General features: G+C 45.9%; 20 protein-coding genes and 2 tRNA genes. 8 read left to right on the plus strand and 14 right to left on the minus strand.

Going from position 1 to position 19,661, the window contains the following annotated elements:
- Positions 1–13: 13 nt before the first annotated feature.
- From BGO59_RS31185 to BGO59_RS31240, 12 genes are all read right to left on the minus strand, one after another.
- Positions 14–1,276, minus strand: a complete 1,263-nt coding sequence (locus tag BGO59_RS31185; RefSeq protein ID WP_293690854.1) for a DUF4105 domain-containing protein — start codon at positions 1,274–1,276, stop codon at positions 14–16.
- The gene (rsmI, locus tag BGO59_RS31190) at positions 1,269–2,003 is read right to left on the minus strand and encodes a 16S rRNA (cytidine(1402)-2'-O)-methyltransferase (RefSeq protein WP_293690795.1); all 735 of its coding nucleotides are present in this window, start codon (positions 2,001–2,003) and stop codon (positions 1,269–1,271) included. Before rsmI ends, BGO59_RS31185 begins: the two co-directional genes overlap by 8 nt.
- A gap of 72 nt (positions 2,004–2,075) precedes the next feature.
- Positions 2,076–2,354, minus strand: coding sequence for a 4a-hydroxytetrahydrobiopterin dehydratase (locus tag BGO59_RS31195; RefSeq protein WP_293690797.1), 279 nt, complete (start codon positions 2,352–2,354; stop codon positions 2,076–2,078).
- 2,670 nt (positions 2,355–5,024) lie between these two features.
- Positions 5,025–5,111, minus strand: a tRNA-Ser gene (locus BGO59_RS31200).
- 81 nt (positions 5,112–5,192) lie between these two features.
- A tRNA-Ser gene (locus BGO59_RS31205) sits at positions 5,193–5,279 on the minus strand.
- Positions 5,280–5,378: 99 nt separating this feature from the next.
- Positions 5,379–6,464: an asparaginase gene (locus BGO59_RS31210; RefSeq protein ID WP_293690799.1), complete on the minus strand. Its 1,086-nt coding sequence runs from the start codon at positions 6,462–6,464 to the stop codon at positions 5,379–5,381.
- Positions 6,465–6,516: 52 nt separating this feature from the next.
- Positions 6,517–7,323, minus strand: coding sequence for a TatD family hydrolase (locus BGO59_RS31215; protein WP_293690801.1), 807 nt, complete (start codon positions 7,321–7,323; stop codon positions 6,517–6,519).
- 72 nt (positions 7,324–7,395) lie between these two features.
- Entirely contained in the window at positions 7,396–8,409 is a 1,014-nt protein-coding gene (locus BGO59_RS31220; protein ID WP_293690803.1) for a glycosyltransferase, read from the minus strand.
- Positions 8,396–9,040: a polysaccharide deacetylase family protein gene (locus BGO59_RS31225; RefSeq protein WP_293690805.1), complete on the minus strand. Its 645-nt coding sequence runs from the start codon at positions 9,038–9,040 to the stop codon at positions 8,396–8,398. Before BGO59_RS31225 ends, BGO59_RS31220 begins: the two co-directional genes overlap by 14 nt.
- 218 nt (positions 9,041–9,258) lie before the next feature.
- Positions 9,259–9,867, minus strand: a complete 609-nt coding sequence (locus BGO59_RS31230; RefSeq protein WP_293690807.1) for a class I SAM-dependent methyltransferase — start codon at positions 9,865–9,867, stop codon at positions 9,259–9,261.
- Positions 9,868–10,032: 165 nt separating this feature from the next.
- Positions 10,033–11,154 (minus strand): glycosyltransferase, encoded by a 1,122-nt coding sequence (locus BGO59_RS31235; RefSeq protein ID WP_293690808.1) that lies wholly within the window; start codon positions 11,152–11,154, stop codon positions 10,033–10,035.
- Positions 11,155–11,193: 39 nt separating this feature from the next.
- Positions 11,194–12,174: a lysylphosphatidylglycerol synthase domain-containing protein gene (locus tag BGO59_RS31240; protein ID WP_293690810.1), complete on the minus strand. Its 981-nt coding sequence runs from the start codon at positions 12,172–12,174 to the stop codon at positions 11,194–11,196.
- A 30-nt stretch (positions 12,175–12,204) separates the two neighbouring features.
- On the opposite strand from BGO59_RS31240, the gene ruvC reads away from it, so the two are divergent.
- The 7 genes from ruvC to BGO59_RS31275 all read left to right on the plus strand — a co-directional run bounded on the left by ruvC (position 12,205) and on the right by BGO59_RS31275 (position 17,307).
- Positions 12,205–12,822 (plus strand): crossover junction endodeoxyribonuclease RuvC, encoded by a 618-nt coding sequence (gene ruvC / locus BGO59_RS31245; protein WP_293690812.1) that lies wholly within the window; start codon positions 12,205–12,207, stop codon positions 12,820–12,822.
- A gap of 93 nt (positions 12,823–12,915) precedes the next feature.
- Positions 12,916–14,037, plus strand: coding sequence for a sensor histidine kinase (locus BGO59_RS31250; protein ID WP_293690814.1), 1,122 nt, complete (start codon positions 12,916–12,918; stop codon positions 14,035–14,037).
- Positions 14,034–14,759, plus strand: a complete 726-nt coding sequence (locus BGO59_RS31255) for a LytTR family DNA-binding domain-containing protein (protein ID WP_293690816.1) — start codon at positions 14,034–14,036, stop codon at positions 14,757–14,759. Before BGO59_RS31250 ends, BGO59_RS31255 begins: the two co-directional genes overlap by 4 nt.
- 149 nt (positions 14,760–14,908) lie before the next feature.
- On the plus strand, positions 14,909–15,079 hold the full coding sequence (locus BGO59_RS31260) for a twin-arginine translocase TatA/TatE family subunit (RefSeq protein WP_293690818.1): 171 nt from the start codon (positions 14,909–14,911) through the stop codon (positions 15,077–15,079).
- A gap of 68 nt (positions 15,080–15,147) precedes the next feature.
- The gene (locus BGO59_RS31265; RefSeq protein ID WP_293690820.1) at positions 15,148–15,894 is read left to right on the plus strand and encodes an intradiol ring-cleavage dioxygenase; all 747 of its coding nucleotides are present in this window, start codon (positions 15,148–15,150) and stop codon (positions 15,892–15,894) included.
- 105 nt (positions 15,895–15,999) lie between these two features.
- Positions 16,000–16,533, plus strand: a complete 534-nt coding sequence (locus BGO59_RS31270) for a hypothetical protein (RefSeq protein WP_293690822.1) — start codon at positions 16,000–16,002, stop codon at positions 16,531–16,533.
- 24 nt (positions 16,534–16,557) lie between these two features.
- Positions 16,558–17,307, plus strand: a complete 750-nt coding sequence (locus BGO59_RS31275) for a pirin (protein ID WP_293690824.1) — start codon at positions 16,558–16,560, stop codon at positions 17,305–17,307.
- On the opposite strand, the gene BGO59_RS31280 is transcribed toward BGO59_RS31275, so the two are convergent.
- Positions 17,298–18,134, minus strand: a complete 837-nt coding sequence (locus BGO59_RS31280; protein ID WP_293690826.1) for a hypothetical protein — start codon at positions 18,132–18,134, stop codon at positions 17,298–17,300. The two genes, BGO59_RS31275 and BGO59_RS31280, sit on opposite strands and share 10 nt — an antisense overlap.
- A gap of 123 nt (positions 18,135–18,257) precedes the next feature.
- On the opposite strand from BGO59_RS31280, the gene BGO59_RS31285 reads away from it, so the two are divergent.
- Positions 18,258–18,680, plus strand: a complete 423-nt coding sequence (locus BGO59_RS31285) for a secondary thiamine-phosphate synthase enzyme YjbQ (RefSeq protein WP_293690827.1) — start codon at positions 18,258–18,260, stop codon at positions 18,678–18,680.
- Positions 18,681–18,684: 4 nt separating this feature from the next.
- On the opposite strand, the gene BGO59_RS31290 is transcribed toward BGO59_RS31285, so the two are convergent.
- Complete coding sequence (locus tag BGO59_RS31290; RefSeq protein ID WP_293690829.1) at positions 18,685–19,644, minus strand: Rpn family recombination-promoting nuclease/putative transposase; 960 nt, start codon at positions 19,642–19,644, stop codon at positions 18,685–18,687.
- Positions 19,645–19,661 lie beyond the last annotated feature (17 nt).

A 19,661-nucleotide genomic window follows, 5' to 3' on the forward strand; every position in this document is an offset into this window, starting at 1 on the left:
ATTTAACTACCTGTTATTGCTCAATCCGGGCAGGTGTACGGTATGCCTCCCGAACAGGTTGCATATTTACAACGCAGCGAATGAGCAACGTAAGGGGAAAAACCACATCGAAACTACCCGGAATCTTCGATAAAAAGATGCCCAGTACAATCAGCAGGGCTGTACCGCCAAAATAGAATGTCCGGCGATGGGCAGTTGTGTTTGCCCCTGTTGCCCAGTAGATGAGTGGCAGATGGAGCGGCATCAGATACAATAGCGTTGGATTCCAGCCCGTAACGCCATCGTCTCGTATGAGCCATAGCAGCAGCAGAAACCAGCCCAGAAAACCCGATACCGTAAACAGCAACCGATCGAGCCAGCGATCAACCTTACCGGCTACAACATATCGACGGATCGTAAAGACAGCGATCAAAACCCCCAGAACCGTAAAAACAACGTCGGGGTCGAGGAAAATAGGAACCTGCTTACGGAAAACGTTCTGGGCTGCAAAGAGGGTTTGATCGCCCTGCACAAACGGTACAATCTGTCCATTGGCAAGTTTTATCGTGGATTTGGCTAACTGATCATGGACTTGATCGGGCAGGTACATGGCCCGCCAGCCGTCGGTCTGTTCATTTGCCGGCCAGCCAATTGCCAGATTCATCCCGAGTTGGTACCAGGGCTTCGCGTTCAAATAGTCATTCATCCAGTCCCGATACGATTTACCGGTCATGCGTGAACGTGATGGGATAGAAAGGCTATCGCCACAGGCTTCAACAATCATATCGCGAGGGCGAGTCGCGCAGTTGTCGTAATAAAATTTGTAACGATACTCCCGGTTTTCGGGCAAATAATTCGTTTCCAGGGCGGAAAATAACTTCTGACGCTGCGTGAGTGAGAGCGCCAACTGTTGTTCACGTATACTGCGGTTTGTCTGCTGGTAATAGTACATTACCTGATACAAATTGTGAACCGACAGAAAATACGGCAACGTACCCCGTAAAAATTTCAGAATAAAATAATCAGCTCTATAATCGAACCCTCCATAACTATAGTCCCGATCGAGGCCAAGCGCCGGGTCAATAATCCGGATTTCGGTATGGCCAAACGACGACGAAATGTCGTCATCGCCCGGCCCATAGGTTATCAGGCTTACCCGTGAGGAAGGTGTTAACTGCTGGGCAAGCGAAGACGAATGGAGATTGACGATAAGGAATAGAACCACTAGTAGGCTCACAAACCGCGTTGCGCTTCGATTTCCGGGCTGTTGCTCATCGCCCACCACCCAATTATTCATCGTCTTCATTGTCCTCAAATTCGCTCGAACGCTCTTTTCGTCTTTTTTCTCCCTTCTTCCCCTCTCCTCCCTGAATGCAAATAACAATCTCACCTTTTACCGTTTTTTGGGCAAAATACGCAATAAGTTCAGACAATGTGCCACGTCGGTTTTCCTCGAACAATTTTGTGAGTTCGCGCGAAACACTAGCGGGTCGATCCGGGCCTAATACGTCAGCAAACTGCTGAAGCGTTTTAAGCAGTCGATGGGGCGACTCATAGAATACCATTGTACGCTCTTCCTCGACTAATTCCATCAGACGCGTCTGGCGGCCTTTTTTGTGGGGCAAAAATCCTTCAAATGTAAAGCGGTCATTGGGCAAACCCGAGTTAACCAGGGCAGGGACAAAGGCTGTGGGACCTGGCAGACATTCAACCGGAATATCGTTTTTAATACACTCCCGAACCAATAAAAAGCCGGGGTCAGAAATACCGGGTGTACCCGCATCCGAAACCAGAGCGAGTGTTTTTCCATCTTTCAATTGATTGATCAAACGCTGAACCGTCTGGTGTTCATTAAAAATATGGTAACTATGAAGCGGTTTACTGATAGCCAGGTGTTTGAGCAACACACCGGATGTTCGCGTATCTTCGGCCAGAATCGCATCGACACTCTGGAGAATCTTTATAGCCCGAAGGGTAATATCGTCTAGATTACCGATAGGAGTAGGCACAAGGTACAGTTTCATACAAAGCGAAATAGAGCCGCCGAAGCAGTGCTTACGAATAAAGCGCGAATTTCAGACGCTTTATTCACTCTTTTACGCTTTCGCCTTTAAAATTTCATCAATTGCGGCAGCCAGTTTATGATCTTTCTCCGTCACTTTATCACCGGCGTCATGGGTAGATAGCTTAATAGACACTTGATTATATACATTTGACCACCAGGGATGATGGTCCATTTTTTCGGCTATTAGTGCCACACGGGTCATGAAGGCGAATGCTTCATTGAAGGTAGCAAACTGAAAATCACGGGTAAGCTGGTTATTTTGTTCCTGCCACATATAGTAAGGGATTTGTGTTTCCTGTTCTAACCACATCGGCATGTATTGTGTTGCAGTTCCCTAACCTATCTCAACCGTATTTTCCATCCCGCCCCCTTGCTGAAAAATTTGGCACGCTAATTGAAAGAAACAGGTTATGAATAATCGTACTCTAATCAGTGCCGGTATCAGCCTAGCCGTGCTCACCTTCTCTGTTGCGTGCTGGACATTGGTAATCATGCTATTATTGTAAGCAAACAACTCTGACAAGTATCTACTCGCTTTTGAAGGGACAGATGATCAGCTAGTGAGCGCTTAACGCTCTACCCTTCATCCTACTTAATACAATGTATTTACCAGTCTGACTTCTGACCAACCTAAATTACCCAGAAGGCTTATCTCACAATTGCCTGGTAACCAAGACAAAGGTAGGTAATTACCGATGAATTAGGCTACTGTATAAGGTTAGCATGCGCTTACACTTGGTAGTATTTTGATCAGAATAAATCATTCCAGCCAAAATTGCCTACCGATTGCGCTGATCAATAATACTGGACGAGTAAATGCATTAACAGATAAAAATACACTATAATATGACTAACTTAGATTTTTTATTGAATCCATCATGAATAAAAACTTGTATTTATCCTTAATGACTAGTGTATTGGTCGTGTGTATGTTCATTAGCTTCCGGGTTAGTCAGACGAATCAAAGCGAGCGGACATCCAACATTCAGCCAAACTTGATGCAAAGTGACAGACAGCAATTTTCCAAAAGAAACAAAATTTTTCTGGACAGTCTTAATGAAGTTCATCCAGACTTTTTAAAAAGAGCTGGGATGTAAGTAAGTTAACAAAACAAAGGCGCTCCTTTTACAAGTTGTAAAAGGAGCGCCTTTGTTTTGTTAAAGCCATAGTGCGAAGGATTGGTGTAAACTAGATAGACTAAAGTTTGTAATCCTTGCTATAAAAGATTTAAGTAAAGATTACTGTGCAACTTTGCTTAAATGAGCAATCTCAATGCTCATCATCGAGTATTTTTAGTCCGAACTATTGCCGGTCAATCATGTTGCCCTATGTTTTGGGTTTGTAGCATTACCGATAAGCCCATCCCCCGTTTGAGGTAGACTTTTCGATATTACTCTATTGTAGATGCAAACAATCGTTGTGTTCATTAAAAGTATAGCATACCGGACTGGTTTATCTACTAGTCCAGTCGGCAGAATTATAGAATTAGCCCCTGCCGAAAAATGAAATCGCAATCATTTGCAAAGTCAAATTATTTAATGGCAGATTGAGGTCGGTCCGGCCTACTTCAGAAATCTAAATTTTACTTGATATTTCGAGATAACCCAATACCGATAAGGGTGCAAACAATCGAGAGGCCAAAGACCACAAAAGCATACGGGTTATTTAAATAATAAAGCAAGTACTGGCACAGGCCAAAGCTAATGATCGCAGCAAACAGAAACGCCAAAGAAAGACCGCGGGAAAGATTGAACTTCATAGTGAGGAGGTGCTGCCTATTTGATCAAATAGTAATAGTGATTACAGGCCTTACAGTGATACGCTTTAAGAGGTAAAAAGCCAAAGTTCTTTTTCAACCACCTAGGTCGATTCACGCGATCTTGATATTTGTCGCCACAAACTGGGCACCGATTTCTAAAAGTCAATTTACGCCAAAACAATAATAAAAAAGGGGCAACTATCCCCATAGCAGCAAGCAGGAGAGATCGAATAGCCATTTTAAGTAAGTACAGGTTGTGAGCTGAAATATACTTAAAGTATACCGAGCAAGGCAATTAAAAACTATGAGTTGATTAATCGGCAAACAGCCTTTAACCCTACTAATAGCATAGAACTGTTTCTTGTCTTCCTCCTGCCGCTACACCTCCCTATATGCTTATCTACTTATCTGAATGCGTGCTGATTAAGCAGCTAATCGATAGATTCGACGAATCTGTAGTGTTTCATCGAGCCGTTCCCAATGCCAAATCGCTTTCCTGAAGCGTATACGACGGGATGGAACGGGTTGGCTTTGGTATAAATCATCATTCCACCGCTTAGTATAGCAGGTGGTTCGAAGCAAATGAGTTTTACGACGGTGGTTATATTTAATGAGTGCAAATGAACAGATTCGGTAGAGCCAGCCCCCATAACCGGTCCAAAGTGTACCTGTCGAACTAACGGGCCTTGTGAAGCAGTATCTTGCTGACGTATGAAAGAAGTGCATGGCAAACATTCAATTTAACAAACAACCAATAATTCAATTTTTTCTAATATTATCACAATACATAAAGGGTAAATGTTCACTTATGACTATTTATTAAGTAAATGGTCAATATTTCAGACCAAAAAAAGCAAAATCAGTCGCTGTTTTATCGAAATACCACTTTACTAATTCAACGAACTAAAGCACCAAAGTAACATAACCCGTTTCAGCTTAATCCGTGAACTTGATGGAATCCCATTTTGAACAAGCGAAGAACCAATCAGCGAAATCAACTTGATTTGGGAAGGTTTTACCATTCAGGCCTAATTTCCTGCTTAAATCCTATCCCTTAGAAAAGACGGGTTTCATCTAGTGATCAGTTTTTAATATAGTGGTACTACCAAGCTTTAGGGGTTCTACCCAGCGACAAGTCAAGGGGATAAGGGAGCAAAAGAGGCAAAAAAAAGCCCGAAACGGGTTGTTTCGGGCACCTGGCAATAAGAACTAGTAACTATGCAGAGAGGAAGGGATTCGAACCCTCGATACGGTTGCCCGCATACACACTTTCCAGGCGTGCTCCTTCAACCACTCGGACACCTCTCTAAAGAAAGTCGTCAGTCGATAGTAGCCAGTCGTCAGTACACTACTTAACGACTCCTGACTAATGACTGACGACGAAAAATGCAGAGAGCGAGGGATTCGAACCCCCGGTACCCTTGCGAGTACTTCTGATTTCGAATCAGACCCGTTCGACCACTCCGGCAGCTCTCTATTGTTGATTAGGGTGGCCCCATATTTCGGAGTGCAAAGGTGCATGTTTTTTACTAATAACGCAAGATCTTGCTGTAAAAAAACCTCCCATTTTATGGTCTATGCGCTCATTTCACCGCTAATTGGCTGTGCCAGTAATGTTTGTAATCGTAGTAGATCATTCTGTCCAGCCCCTGGTTCGCGACCCAGCAAAACCATCAATTTGGTTATAGCGGCTTCAGTTGTAATATCAGCCCCACTCACTACTCCAATCTGTAATAAGTGTTTACTGGTTTGGTATTGTCCCTGGGTAACACGCCCCCCCTCACATTGCGATACATTGAATATCAACACTCCACGATCAACTGCTGCTTTAAGAGCATTCAAAAACCAGGTGTCGGTAGGTGCATTGCCAGCCCCAAAGGTTTCCAGAACAATACCCCGTAGGCTGGGGATATTTGTAATCGATTCTACAACGGCCTGCGTAATACCCGGAAAAAGTTTCAGGATAGTTACATTCGGATTAAGTACGCTATGTATTTTTAACGTCTCATTGGGTAGGTAAGAACGAATAAAAGGGCGATTATAGTCAATACTTACGCCCGCATTGGCCAAATTTGGGTAATTCTCGGATGTAAATGCATTGAATTGAACACTCTCCCGCTTCGTAGAGCGGTTACCCCGCAATAGCAGCGAATTGAAATAGACACACACTTCGGGAACAATTGGCCGATTGGCTTCGGTAGCCGCTGCTATTTCAAGGGCTGTAATAAAATTCTCCCGCGCATCACTCCGGGCCACACCAATTGGCAATTGCGCTCCTGTCAGAATAACTGGCTTAGCCAGACCTTCCAGCATAAAACTCAGTGCCGATGCCGTAAACGACATGGTATCCGTACCATGCAAGATGACAAAGCTGTCGTATTGGGTATAGTTATCCTGAATGATTTGCGCCAGTTCAATCCAAACTGCGGGTTTCATATTGGATGAGTCGATAATCTCATGCAACGTAAGCAGACTGATGGCAAAGTTGAGCCGGTTTAGTTCGGGGAGTCGATCCAGCACCCGCTCAAAATCGAACGGAATGAGCTGCCCGGCCTGCGGTTCATAGACCATTCCAAACGTACCGCCTGTATATATGACCAGTACCGATATTCGTGAATTAGTTGTCGCTGTTGGGTTAACCTGAATGATTCGATAAGCCATTAAAAGGAATGTAAAACGTATAATAAATTCTATGCGTGCTTGTTAATTGTGTTTACCCTGGCAGCAAATTCGCATAGAGGGCAGGCAGCAATCCCAGTGCATTTGTGGTCGTATGTCGAGCAACATCATCAATGCTGACTTGCTTAAGATCGGCAACACGCTGCGCAATCAGCCGAATGTAGGCCGGTTCGTTACGCTTTCCCCGATACGGAACGGGTGCCAAATAGGGCGCATCCGTTTCCAGAACCAGATGTTCTAACCCTATGTGCGGCAACACTTTATCGAGTCCTCCATTTTTGAAGGTTGCCACTCCTCCGATGCCTAGCTTAAACCCAAGTTCAATGGCGCGTTTGGCCTCGTCAAGCGTTCCTACAAAACAATGGAAAATACCCGTCAACCCAGGCAAAGCCAGTTTTTCGATCAGGTCAGCCGCTTCGGCAAATGCGTTCCGATCATGTCCTGATCGGGTGTGCATCGAAACGGGTAATTGTTGAGCAGCAGCCCAGCGCAGTTGCGTTTCAAACGCCATGAACTGCTGATCGACGAACGACATATCCCAATAGAAATCAAGTCCAATCTCCCCGACGGCCATAAACGGATGCCGGTTAAGTTGATCTTCTACGGTCGATAGTTCGGCGTCTACTGTTTCGTTGACATAAGCCGGATGTAAGCCCATCATGGGCAGACAACGATCTGGGTACTGATCGGCAAGGGACATCATATCCGCTATCGTTTCGCTGGCGCAGTTCGGCATCCAGATCTGGCTAACCTGTTGTGATTCAGCCTGCTGGAGCATCGACTCCTGATCGTCGGCAAATTGTGTGTCGTATATGTGTGCGTGTGTATCAATGAGCATCATAGCCTAGCGGTATAACTGGTATGGCGCGTGAACCGGAATTAAACCAACAGGTTTACGTCTTTCACGGTTCACTTAATATTTCCGTCCTTTCCAATCAATTTTAGTCGGAAGCCAATAATAAATGACGGCTAATGGCCCCATAACGAGTTGGTACATTTCAAAAAGCAACGCGTAACGACCCAACTTGGTTTGCCGGAGTCGGCTTAACCCAATAGAAAGTACGATTGACTGAATCAACAAACGAATACCATACAAGGCAACCGCTACTAAGGGAGATACAATGCCTATTACCACAAGCAATGGCAACGCAAGATATTGGCAATGAAGTGCAAATACGATCCAAACAGGCAACTCCATTGCCCCATGCATCCAGCGTTTCCGCTGCTGCAACCAGGCAAACCATGAATCAACAGGCTTTGTATGAGCCAGTACCTGTTCACTCAATACATTCTGAAATTCGAAGCCACGCTGTACAATTGCCCGGAATAAGGCGTAATCCTCAGTGATTGAGAAGGGCAGTGACGCATACCCGCCAACGGCTTCATATGCCCGACGACTCACCAACATATTATTTCCCATGGCCGTGACTGGAATTCCGAACCCCGCCAGCAAATGAGCCAGCGTCAGATTATATAACCAGTCGAGACTCTGGACTTTATGAAAGTCAGTTGGTCCATCTGGCAATGTAACGCCTGTAACAATGCCCGTTTGCCCGACCATATACGGGATCATAGCCCGTAACCAACTCTTGGGCACCTGCGTATCAGCATCCGTAAAAAACAGGTACTGACCTCTTGCATAGTTTGCTAGTTGCGCCAGGACATTCGCCTTACCCCGTAACCCAGCGTTTGATTCGGTAATCGATAGAAGTTTAAATGCGGGGCGCTCCTGAATGAATTCGACCACAAGTTCTGCGGTACGGTCTGTCGATAGATCATTCCCAATCAGTACTTCGACCTCACCTTCTGGTTTGTCCAGTTCATCAATGGCTTTCAGGCACGTAAGTATCGTTGATTCTTCATTGCGTGCTGCAATCAGAATACTCACTAATGGATTGGTGAAATGTAGCTGGTTAGTATCCAGCATAAACAGGTTGGGGAACAGCCCGGAATGTAAAACCTCGTTCGGTAAAATGAGCCAGAACCTGGGGCAACACATAACGCATGGTTGGCCAGGCTTTCAGGCTATCGTGAAAAACGACAATCGAGCCGGGTTTTGTGTACTGAATTGTTTTTCGGAGGCATATATCCGCAGGCAGTTTACGGTCAAAATCGCCCGTTAGCACGTCCCACATCACAATCGAATAATGCTCCATGACTTCAGCAGCCTGCGTCTTTTTAATACGACCATAAGGGGGTCGGAATAAGGACGTTTCAACACCTAGCTCAGTCTGACATCTCTGAATATTCTCCAGATAGGCCGCATCGTCGGTTCGCCAGCCATTGAGGTGGTTAAATGTATGATTGCCAACCATGTGGCCCGCTTCCAGCACTTTGTAGAGTACATCGCGATGTTTACGTACATTATCACCAATGCAAAAAAACGTAGCCTGAGCCGAAAATTTATCCAGTTGCTCCAGCACAAATTCGGTTACATCAGGGATCGGCCCATCGTCGAATGTCAGGTAAATTGTAGGGTCTGTTTCATCGCCAATCCGCCACCAGCACTCAGGGTAGACTGTACGGAGCAGGAAATTTGATTTATGCAGAAAAAGCATAAAATATAGCTATCAAACTGGTTATAAAGCGATTACCGATATACTTCAATCACTTAACTGAACAACTTACTAAAGATATAACCCCTGGCTATCGAAATACATTGCAAGTATATACCATTACGTTAAGATTTTTGTTTTGTTGCACCCATCATTCTAATTCTTGACCAGTAAAGAGCCGTCCGGTTGATTCGTGCAAGCGCATGCCAGAAACCATCTCATTACTCTGCTTCTTTCCGAATCAATGCCTGATATCCCTGATGGATCAAGGTTTTCCGATCGCCGAAGTGCTTCAGTAATAAATCGATGGCTCGCTGGCAACGGCTGTGTTCAGGCTTATCTGGCTCCCATAAATAATCGTCAAATAGCATTAGTCCTCCAACTTTGAGTAGCTCCCAGCTATATATCCCATCAGCTAATACGTTGATCGCATCGTGGGCTCCGTCGATGTAAATGATGTCGAAGCTCGCAGGTAGTAGTTGAGTTAGGGCAATTTCTGAGCGTTCCTGGATGAGTGTCACCTGCGAAGCTCTGCCTGTTCGTTGAATATTGTGCATGAACCGGGGGCGGGGTGGATTAACTGGCCAGGGCATTGGATCAACACAAACAAGCTGAGCACCAGGATGGGTCAATACATTTTCCAGAAACCATACGGCCGAGCGCCCTTCAAAGCTACCAATTTCAAGTATGTGCAGATTGGGTTGACCGCGATACGGTACAAACCAAGTTTCCCAGTTACTGTAGTTATAACTAGTCCAATCGGAGGTATAGCTAAACTCGCCTACGCGCCTGAGCTGTCGTTCAAATTGTTTCTCGCGAACAGCACGCAAGTACTTAAGGGTTAAATCACTTGCCCGGGTGACTTTATTCAGACAGGTTACAAGGGTACGGTGCATCACAAATTGAGGCAAGTTAATTGAGTGTTACCAAGCGAAAAAATTGTACTAAATTCAGTATATAGCCCTACCATTATGAGTAGGTCATGGACGCTCCTATCATTTAAGCCTGCGACCTTTCCAGGTATAGCCAGTTGATTGTGCCGCCAACCCAAAAAACAAAACATAAAAAGGATAAATCAATTGCGTAAACGGTATGGCCACCACCATTTTTCGCTTTTGTAGAAAAACGAGAACTTGCAGCAAAAATACGAACTCAGGGATTACCTTTAATCCAACCATAAGTAGCGTAACCGCACCACTCCAGTAATTACCCAACCAGCCTGCTATACCGATTACTGGAGCCGCATTACTCAGAAAAATAAATACGGCCAGAGCCGAAGGCCAATAGCTTTGGTACGCTCGCCATTTGCTCGCCCATCGCCTGCGCTGATTATAAAATCCCCGGATTGTACGATGCGATTTAGTCCGGACAATTGCTTCAGCGCTTTTTAAAAATTGTACGCCATCGGGAAATTGAACCGCTATTTTATGCATCAGAAATTCGTCGTCGCCCGATGCCAGGTGGTCAACTCCCACAAAGCCACCTACTTCTGTAAACGCGTCCTTTTCATAGCACAAATTTGCTCCGTTGCACATAGTTGGAAACTTTATTGCCATTGTACACGCTCCTGTTCCAATCAAACTTGCAAATTCAACGGTTTGTACTGCATCAAACACAGAACGTTCAGATGTAAACGTTACCGGACCGGAAATGAGTCGGGCGCCTGTCTTACCGTAGAAATCAGCGATAGCAGCCAGCCAGTTTTTAGCAACCCGACAATCCCCGTCGGTCGTAACAATTAGTTTACCTTCAGCTAGGGAAATACTTTGTGCTATAGCCCGTTTTTTGGGCGAAGCTGTTCGTTCATCCTTTAGCAACAATAATCGTAAGGGGTACGTAGCCGTTTTTGTATAGGACTGAACAATAGCCGCTGTATTGTCGGTCGATGCGTCGTCAGCAATAATTACTTCAAATTGTCGGTAAGATTGCTGATTTAAATCGGTTAATAACTGAAAAATGGAATCAGCTTCGTTACGCACCGGCACGATTACAGAAATCATTGGCCCATCGGACCTATACATAGTATCATCCCTGATAGGCATACGTAGCCATACGACCCAGAGTGTTACTGTAAAGAGGGCATACAAGCCGCTACATATCAATAAAAAGGCTGTCATTTACAAATTGCTAGTTGGCTATTTTATGTCATATTCGTTTTATGGCCAACGTATTCTTAGTTTCCAGACCCAAATTAAACCAACGAGAACAGGTATCAGTATATTGGAAAACCAGAGTAGTAGTGTGGCTGTAAGGAGTACGGCAGTCGGAAGCCCGAATGGAGCAAATACCCATAAGGAAGCCGCTTCCCGAACGCCAAGATCGCTCAGCAAATTGAACGCTGGCGTTATGGTTTTTACTAGAAAGACCAGCCCAATGCCCGATGCCGAAATAGCAACGGGCAATTGAATGCCTACAGCCCGCATAGCCAGGTAAAATTGTACCGAGAATAGACCATAGCGCAAGGTTGCAGCCGTAAGTGCCAAGCCAATTTCACGGTCGGAATAAAGTCCAGATACATTCCAGTACTTCGCCCAACGGTCAATCCCTTGTCGGCCCGACAGCCAGCGAACCAGCCTTTGCCGTACTAAGCCTAGTAATACACCACTAACGGCCAAACTTAATAACAGGAATAAAAGCCAACGACCAGCCATCGTATTCCGATCCACCACAATACTCAGATGGTAGGCCCAGGCTATTGCACCCGCAACCAAGGCCACGTAGAACTGCATACCACCTGATACGAGCGACGCGCCAATGGCTGCCCCTCGCTCACCCGAACGTAGCGATAGCACCCTTCCGGCTGTATCACCCAGTTGAGCGGGCAGCGCAAAGCCCAACGCTACGCCAGCCAATACTCCCTGAAAAGCTGCCCAGTAGGTCGTGCGCTCGACTCGTTGTAGTAATATATACCATTTTAACGCTTCCAGGCCCCAGTTTACGGGTATCAGCAACACAAGTCCCGCCAGCCACCACGCAGGATGATGAACCGTTTTGAACTGCGTATACACCGTGCGCCAATCAAAGGGCTGTTGGCGCAAAACATAGCCAACATAGGCAACCAGCCCTCCTAAGACGAAGAGTTTAGCAAAAAAGATGATTTTTTTATCGGGTTTCAGCGACAAAACAGAGGAGAACACGTTACTTTGTAAGAGAGCCTACGCCCAATCATGAGTACTACTGCCAATTCTGCTATCCCATCGAAACAAGTCAGCCCAGAATCTTCTCCGTCTGAGAAAATAATATTGGGCGTTGACCCAGGTACCCAGGTAGCCGGATATGGCATTATTTCAGTAGCCGGTGGGAACATGACCATGATTCAGTATGGCGTGGTTCAACTCAGCAAATATAGCACTTACCAACTGAAGCTCCAGAAACTCTACGAAACCATTCTCCGGCTGATCGACGAATACCACCCCGACGAGATGGCAATTGAAGATCCGTTTTTTGGTAAGAATGTTCAGGCCATGCTAAAGCTGGGTCGGGCGCAGGGGGTAGTGATGGCTGCGGCTCTCTCCCGCAACATTCCGATTGTGGAGTACGCCCCCCGACGGATTAAGCAATCGGTAACGGGCAATGGAAATGCTACGAAAGATCAGGTCGCCCATATGGTTGGGCATCTGCTGAACCAGCAACTAGACCCTCAATTTTTCGACGCCACCGATGCACTTGCCATTGCGGTTTGCCATCATTTCCATGCCAATGCTCTACCCCTTGTATCGAATAAGAAAACGAAAAAAGGGGCCTGGGGCGCATTCGTTAGCGAAAACTCGAATCGCGTTCTGTAGGGAATCAATTCATTCACCTACACATTCTGCCTGTTCGTCCCAAAGTCCGCTTCTCATCCATGGAGTTTGTCGATACGGTTGTAATTTCCGAGCATGAATAAGCGGATTTCGACCAGTCTCCTTCATATCCTTGGCTGCCTGATTTTTCTGGCCCTCCCCTATCTGTTTGCCGAAGATGGGTTTGCCAGACTGGCCGATCTGCCTTACGATGCACATGAACGGCGTAACGTACTTTCCTACCTGCTGACCATCGTTTTTTTTTACACGAATTATTTTATCCTGATTCCCCGGTTTTTCTTTCGTAAACAGTATGGTCTATATGGTTTGACGGCATTGGGCTGTTTCTTACTCATTGAAAGCATGCTGGTGATTGTAAACCGACAGGGTACAAGCCCAACACCTACGGGCTACTATACGCCATATCGTGATAATCCACCACCTCGTCCGATGGAAGCCCCATCCCCTTTCCCGTCAATGCGCCCTCCATTGCCTCCACCTGGCTCTCGCCCCTCACAACAAACACCCAGGCGACCTGGCCCCTCAGAATTGAACCAAACGTTTTTTCTAACTATGGCGGGGTTTCTGATGGCAATTGTGATTCGAGTGAATACGCGCTGGCAAGAAACTGAACGAGAAAAAATTCAGACGGAACTCTCCTATCTGAAAGCACAGATTAACCCGCATTTTCTGTTCAATACACTCAACAGCATCTATTCGCTGGCCATTGTCGAGTCACCCCAAACAGCCGATGCCATCGTAAAACTTTCCTCGTTCCTTCGCTATGTGATTCAGGAATCCCAGAAAGAACAGGTTTCGCTGCAAAATGAACTAGCCTATATTGACCAATACATTGCCCTGCAAAAATTACGACTGGGCGATACGGTTCATATTGACTACACCGTGGAGGGAAGAGCGAATGGCAAACAAATCGTACCGCTTTTACTGATCTCGTTCATCGAAAATGCCTTCAAATATGGCGTTAGTCCTGAAGAACATTCGACCATCACCGTTGCGATTACCATTCAGGATTCTGAACTGACCTGCCACGTTTTCAATAAAAAAGTCAGGGTTTTCCAGCCCACAGCTGTTGCCAGTGGCATAGGGTTGTCCAATACAAAGGCTCGTTTGCAGTTGCTCTATCCCGACCGTCACCAGCTCGTTATCCACGACACGTCAACTACCTTTACCGTCGATTTATCCCTGACCTTAGCATGATCCGCGCCATTGCTTTAGACGATGAGCCACCTGCTCTACGGATACTCAGCCACTTTTGCCAGCAGGTCGATTTTATCGATTTATCAAAAACATTTACGCGAACCGATGAAGCACTGCGCCATCTGAACCAGGTTCAAACCGATCTGTTGTTTCTGGATATCAACATGCCATCGATATCCGGTATTGACTTCTACAGAGCGATCAGTCCAACGTCTGCTTCGTCGCAGCTACCGATGGTTATTTTTACAACGGCTTATGCCGAATATGCTGTGGAAGGGTTTACGCTCAACGCTGTCGATTACTTACTCAAACCATTTACGTTTGAGCGTTTTTTACAGGCAGCCAATAAAGCAGCGGACTTTTATCGCTGGCAGCAACGTGACGATTCGTCATTAGATTCCTATGTGTACGTTCGGGCCGACTATACACTTCACAAATTAGCCCTGGCCGATATTCTGTTTATCGAAGGTCTGGACGATTACCTTAAAATCCATCTTGATCCCAATAGTCCTCATGGCCCCCGCCCCATCGTTGCCCGAATGACGATGAAAGCCATGCAGGAACGGCTGGTCAATGCCAACTTCATGCGTGTGCATCGGTCGTACATTGTACCCCTGAACCGGATCGAAGCGGTTCGCAATAAAACCCTATTTATTGCCAGCCGTGAAGTTCCGGTTGGCGCCAGCTATGAAGCCGAATTCTTAAATCGGTTCGGGAAATAAGGTCAGTTCTCGGATTCAATTATTCATTCACCGACACATTCCGTCTATTTACCTACAAGTTAACCTCTCGTGCAACGAAATAAGGGATTTTGGCGATAATAGATTTAGAAACAATAAACATCTAATCTATTTTTCAAAACGTCAAAATTATGTTTGGCTTAGGCACGTCTGAGATCGTTCTGACCCTGTGTGCGATACTCCTTTTTTTCGGGGCAAAAAAACTTCCTGAGCTGGCTCGTGGCTTAGGTCAAGGTATACGGGAATTTAAAGAGGCTACCCGCGACGTCACCAATCCTGGGCATCAAGCATCTCTAGATTAAGGTGTTGCCGAACTAAACTCATTTGCTATTAACCCTTCATATTTCTCACTCAGACTAGTCGTTTAACCATGGAACGTAAAGAATTTTTGAAACGAGGTTTTGGAAGCCTGTTAGGTATAGCCACTGTTGCACCGCTTGTTGGCGGATGTTCTAAAACAGAAGTTGACCCAACAACCACTACCGGAACGACGACCTCAACCGGATCAACAAATGGTAGTTCGAGCAGTAACTGTTCAGTAACGCCATCCGAAACCGAAGGCCCCTTTCCCACCAAAAGCCCGGCCAATTTTGTCCGCAAGGATATTCGTGACGACCGAACCGGCGTAGCCTTTACGGTCAATATTACCATCAAAAATGCCAGCAGTAGTTGTGCGGCTTTATCTGGGGCTTTGGTCGATATCTGGCATTGTGATAAAGATGGGTATTACTCGGAATACGGCGGCTCGGGTATGCAGAGTGTGAACCTTACGACGGTCGATTTCTTACGGGGCCGCCAGACAACCGATGCCAACGGACTGGTTTCGTTTACCTCAATTTTTCCAGGCTGGTATTCAGGTCGGGCACCGCATATTCATGTCCACATTTACAATTCATCGGGTAAGTCGTTGCTGGTGACTCAGATTGCTTTCCCGTACGATATTACAAACACGGTTTATACAACGGCTCAGTCGTATGGCTATACGAAGGGAGCTCAGGATACCAAGAACGAAAACGACAACGTATTTAGCGATGGTTTTACCACTGAACTAGCTACTGTAGCTGGTAGTCTTTCGGGGGGATATACCTTAACCCATACCATTGTGGTAAACGCATAATTCTGTTTTCAGTTTACGAAACAGGGCTTACGGCTAGTTGGTGCGCTGGGAATGTTTATGTTAGCCAACCGTGATCCCTGTACCCTAAACGTCTTTGAAAAATATATGGCCAAGGGTATCATCCGGTTATGTTACCGGAAAATCATTGACGCAGCCTCGCAGAAGCTTTGGGATAAATACGTATTCGACGATACATACCAGGAATTCTTCATGCAGGCTCAATACTATAATCAACAAGGTAAGTACAGTACTTTTCAGGAGTTGCTGGACAATGTTCCCAATGCCGACCGATTGCATCACCTGATAAGCTCAGCGGCCATTGGCTACATCCGCCAGTTGAATCAACTCATTCCTGATATTGCCAATCAGACCGGGAAATTATGCCTGCCTTTTTCGCAATTCAACTTTGAAATCATTCAGTCGCATGTTCAGAAGAAGCCAGACCATCGGGTAGCCATCTCGTTTTACAGCGACGAACTGACGTGGATAGACACCATTAACACGATGCTCTTGATCGCTTATGGGCAACAGCAGGAAGCTTTGCGTGAAGGCAAAGCGATTGCCACCGATTTGATTAGTCTACAACCGTATCTGAGTATATCGTCATATCAGCCAATAGTCTCCCATCCTGTTTTATGATTCTGGCTTCAGCCATTCTTTACTATGGATACACAAACGCAAGCACAAATCTATTTAGCAGATCAGCGGGGTTGCTCTCAGTTTGGCTTTTTAAGGAGTTACCATAGTTTTAATTTTGGTAGCTACAGCGCTGAAAGTCGAGAACCGTTCGGTGCTTTGCAGGTCCTGAACGATGACGCATTGATGGCCGGGCACAGTGTCTGTATGCAGCTTGACCGAAACACAGACGTAGTAATCCTTCCGTTAGTTGGTGGTCTAGAATACAAAAGTGATGCAGGCAATGGGTTTCTGGAGGCTGGCCAGGTACTGATTCTTTCGCTGGCTGCGAGTATGAACTACGAAATCTGCAATCCATACGAAACCGAAACGATCAACTATCTGGCGATCTGGCTCATCAATCCCTCGTACAGATTCAGATCGGGATCTCAAATCTATTCATTTGATTTTCAAACAACGAATAGCCTGCTTCCCCTTTTCGACATTACAGCCGAAGACTCATTCAACGATACGGCTTTCCGGGCTTATATTGGTCGGTATGGCGGTCGCCAAGAAGGCATTTACCCACTTTATTCCGGTCAGCATGAGGTTACAACAACGGGCGTTTATGTGTTTGTATTACATGGAGCCTTCGAGGTACAAAATCGACTCCTGCATGAACGCGAAGGTCTTGCCCTAATGGATATTCAGCATGGCGAAGTAGCATTTGAAGCCTTATCAAACGACGCTATGCTTCTCTTACTGGAAGTACAACTAACCGAATCAAGCTACAACTGATAGGATATGTAGCACCGAATCACTCCTGATAAACGAAACACCGACATCGTACAGGTAGAAGCGGTGGCCACTCCGTCGTTGATGGCGGGCTTCCAGTTCATTTTATCGGGTGTCCACTCGGGCATGTTTCGAATAACCTGCTGCACATAACTTCCTACTGCCTGAACCTGCTGTTCAGCATAAGGCGATGTACTCACAGCCACCCCCACTCGAACAACCTGCCCAATTTCATTGATCGAGAGCGTAGCCGTTACCCGCCGTATTCGATCCCCATCGACAATTTTCTCCAGGTTTTTGGTCAAATAAGCCTGTAACTCTTTGGGATCGCCCAAAAATTTAGCTGACTGATAAAATGGCTCACAACGTTGTTCAGTCCCATCGGCAGTGTAACATTTGCTTTTCGACAAGCGTCCATATCGATAGTAGTCACGACGTTTGACGGAGCCATCCTCATAAAACGCCATGAATGGCCCGTGCAACGCCCCGTCTTTGTACTCACAACTCACATACACCTTCCCCGAAGGATACATGATCTTTGTGGTCCCGTGATGAATAATTCGACTCAAGCTATCCAGTTGAAAACCATTCGAGAGCATTTTAGGCAATAGGTTATAGGTATCCATCCGAAACAAATCTCCATTTTTCCGGAAGACCTTTACGGTAAAGTACTGATTATGCTTCCCGAAATACACAATTTCCTCGTCATATTCAGGATGGACCCGCCGAATGGTTGAATTAGATGTATACTGCACCGAATCGATCTGCGCCAGCACACATGTCGGTAGAGTCATCAGACCAATCAATAGTATCAAATAGAAGGTATTCATTCTGTTAGTTGCCTCTGCTACCTCCCACAAGCAGCCTTAAGACCGAATTTAATGATTGTAGACAACCCACGGAGACTAATGTTCGTTATTTTTCCATGACTGCTCATTAAAATCCATAGCTTCATGCCCGTTTTTCAGAAAACTATTCACCTCCCTGCCTATTCACGCGGCTTTCATCTGATAACCCGAATTATTGAACGGGAATGTGTCGACCTGCAAACAGTTCGAATGGGCATTCTGCACGTGTTTATTCAGCACACTTCGGCCAGCCTGACGATCAACGAAAATGCGGACCCAACGGTTCGAGGTGATTTCGAGCGGTTCTTTAACCAAACCGTCCCTGAAAATGAACCGTACTATCAACACGATTATGAAGGCTCCGATGATATGCCTGCCCACTTGAAAGCCGCTATGCTTGGACACTCGGTCACGATTCCGGTTACCAACGGACGGCTAAATCTGGGGACCTGGCAAGGCATTTATTTAGGTGAACACCGTAACGATGGAGGCCGCCGAACGCTGGTGCTGACCGTCTGGGGCGAATAAATACTTAGGCTTGTTCTTGTCTGATCGACTCAACAATTTCGATCACTTGAGCAGGGGTATAGCGGGTTAGCATGGCTAAGAAATCAACGTCTACCCTTCCGTTCGACGCCTGATAAGCATTCCGAATCACATCGGCAACGGCTTCTGCTCGTCCTTGTTCCAGACCCCGTTCCAAGCCCTGTTTCATGCCTTTTTCGATCCCCGTTTCGATCCAATAATCCAGTACAGTCATTGCCTTGGTTGCTATAGGGGTGTTGAGAAATAATTGTTCAATCAGTGTATGCTTGCTAATATCTGTAACACTTGCCAGATAAACGAGTGTTGTCCGCAAAAAATTCTCGCCCTCCCGCGTATCCACATACTCTGTCAGCCAGTAAAATAGCCGATCTCCACTGGCTAGTAAAAATCGCTCGTTTTGACGATGCTTCAACAACAAAAGCACAGTTTCCAGAAAGCGACTTTTAAAGGTGGCAATCTGGCTATCGGACAACACGGACAAGTCTACCAAATGATACTGGAACTCTGGAATATATTGCGGCAGGGGCGGTTGAACTTCAGCAAAGGAATCAATCATTGGTTGGTATTGCCAGCGAGCAGTTCCATGATAGATCACAATCGGTATTCGTATCATAGGCGGCCGCTTTTGCTTCCGGTCATCTTCCCAACCGTTCAGCAGGTAGCGCAATAACTGCCAATGCGGGTATTTTTCGCGGTAGCTCTTATGCTCCAGAAGCAGCGCAATTTGAACCGTTGTCTGCCCCTGATATGGGCAGTCAAACAATAAATCGGCAAAGTGCTCCTGTAAAACTTCGTCTACATACGACCCGTTAGCCAATTCAAGAGCAGCCAGGTCCAGCCGTTCAACCAGTTCCGAAGGCAAGACCTGCTCTAATAAGGCGGCTGTAATGTCTTTGCGGGAAAAACTTTCCTTAAAAAATTTATCGTGGATATTATCAATTGGCATAGGCTAGGTTACAAACA

The organism is Spirosoma sp. 48-14 (assembly GCF_001898575.1).
In the GTDB taxonomy this organism is placed as follows: domain Bacteria; phylum Bacteroidota; class Bacteroidia; order Cytophagales; family Spirosomataceae; genus Spirosoma.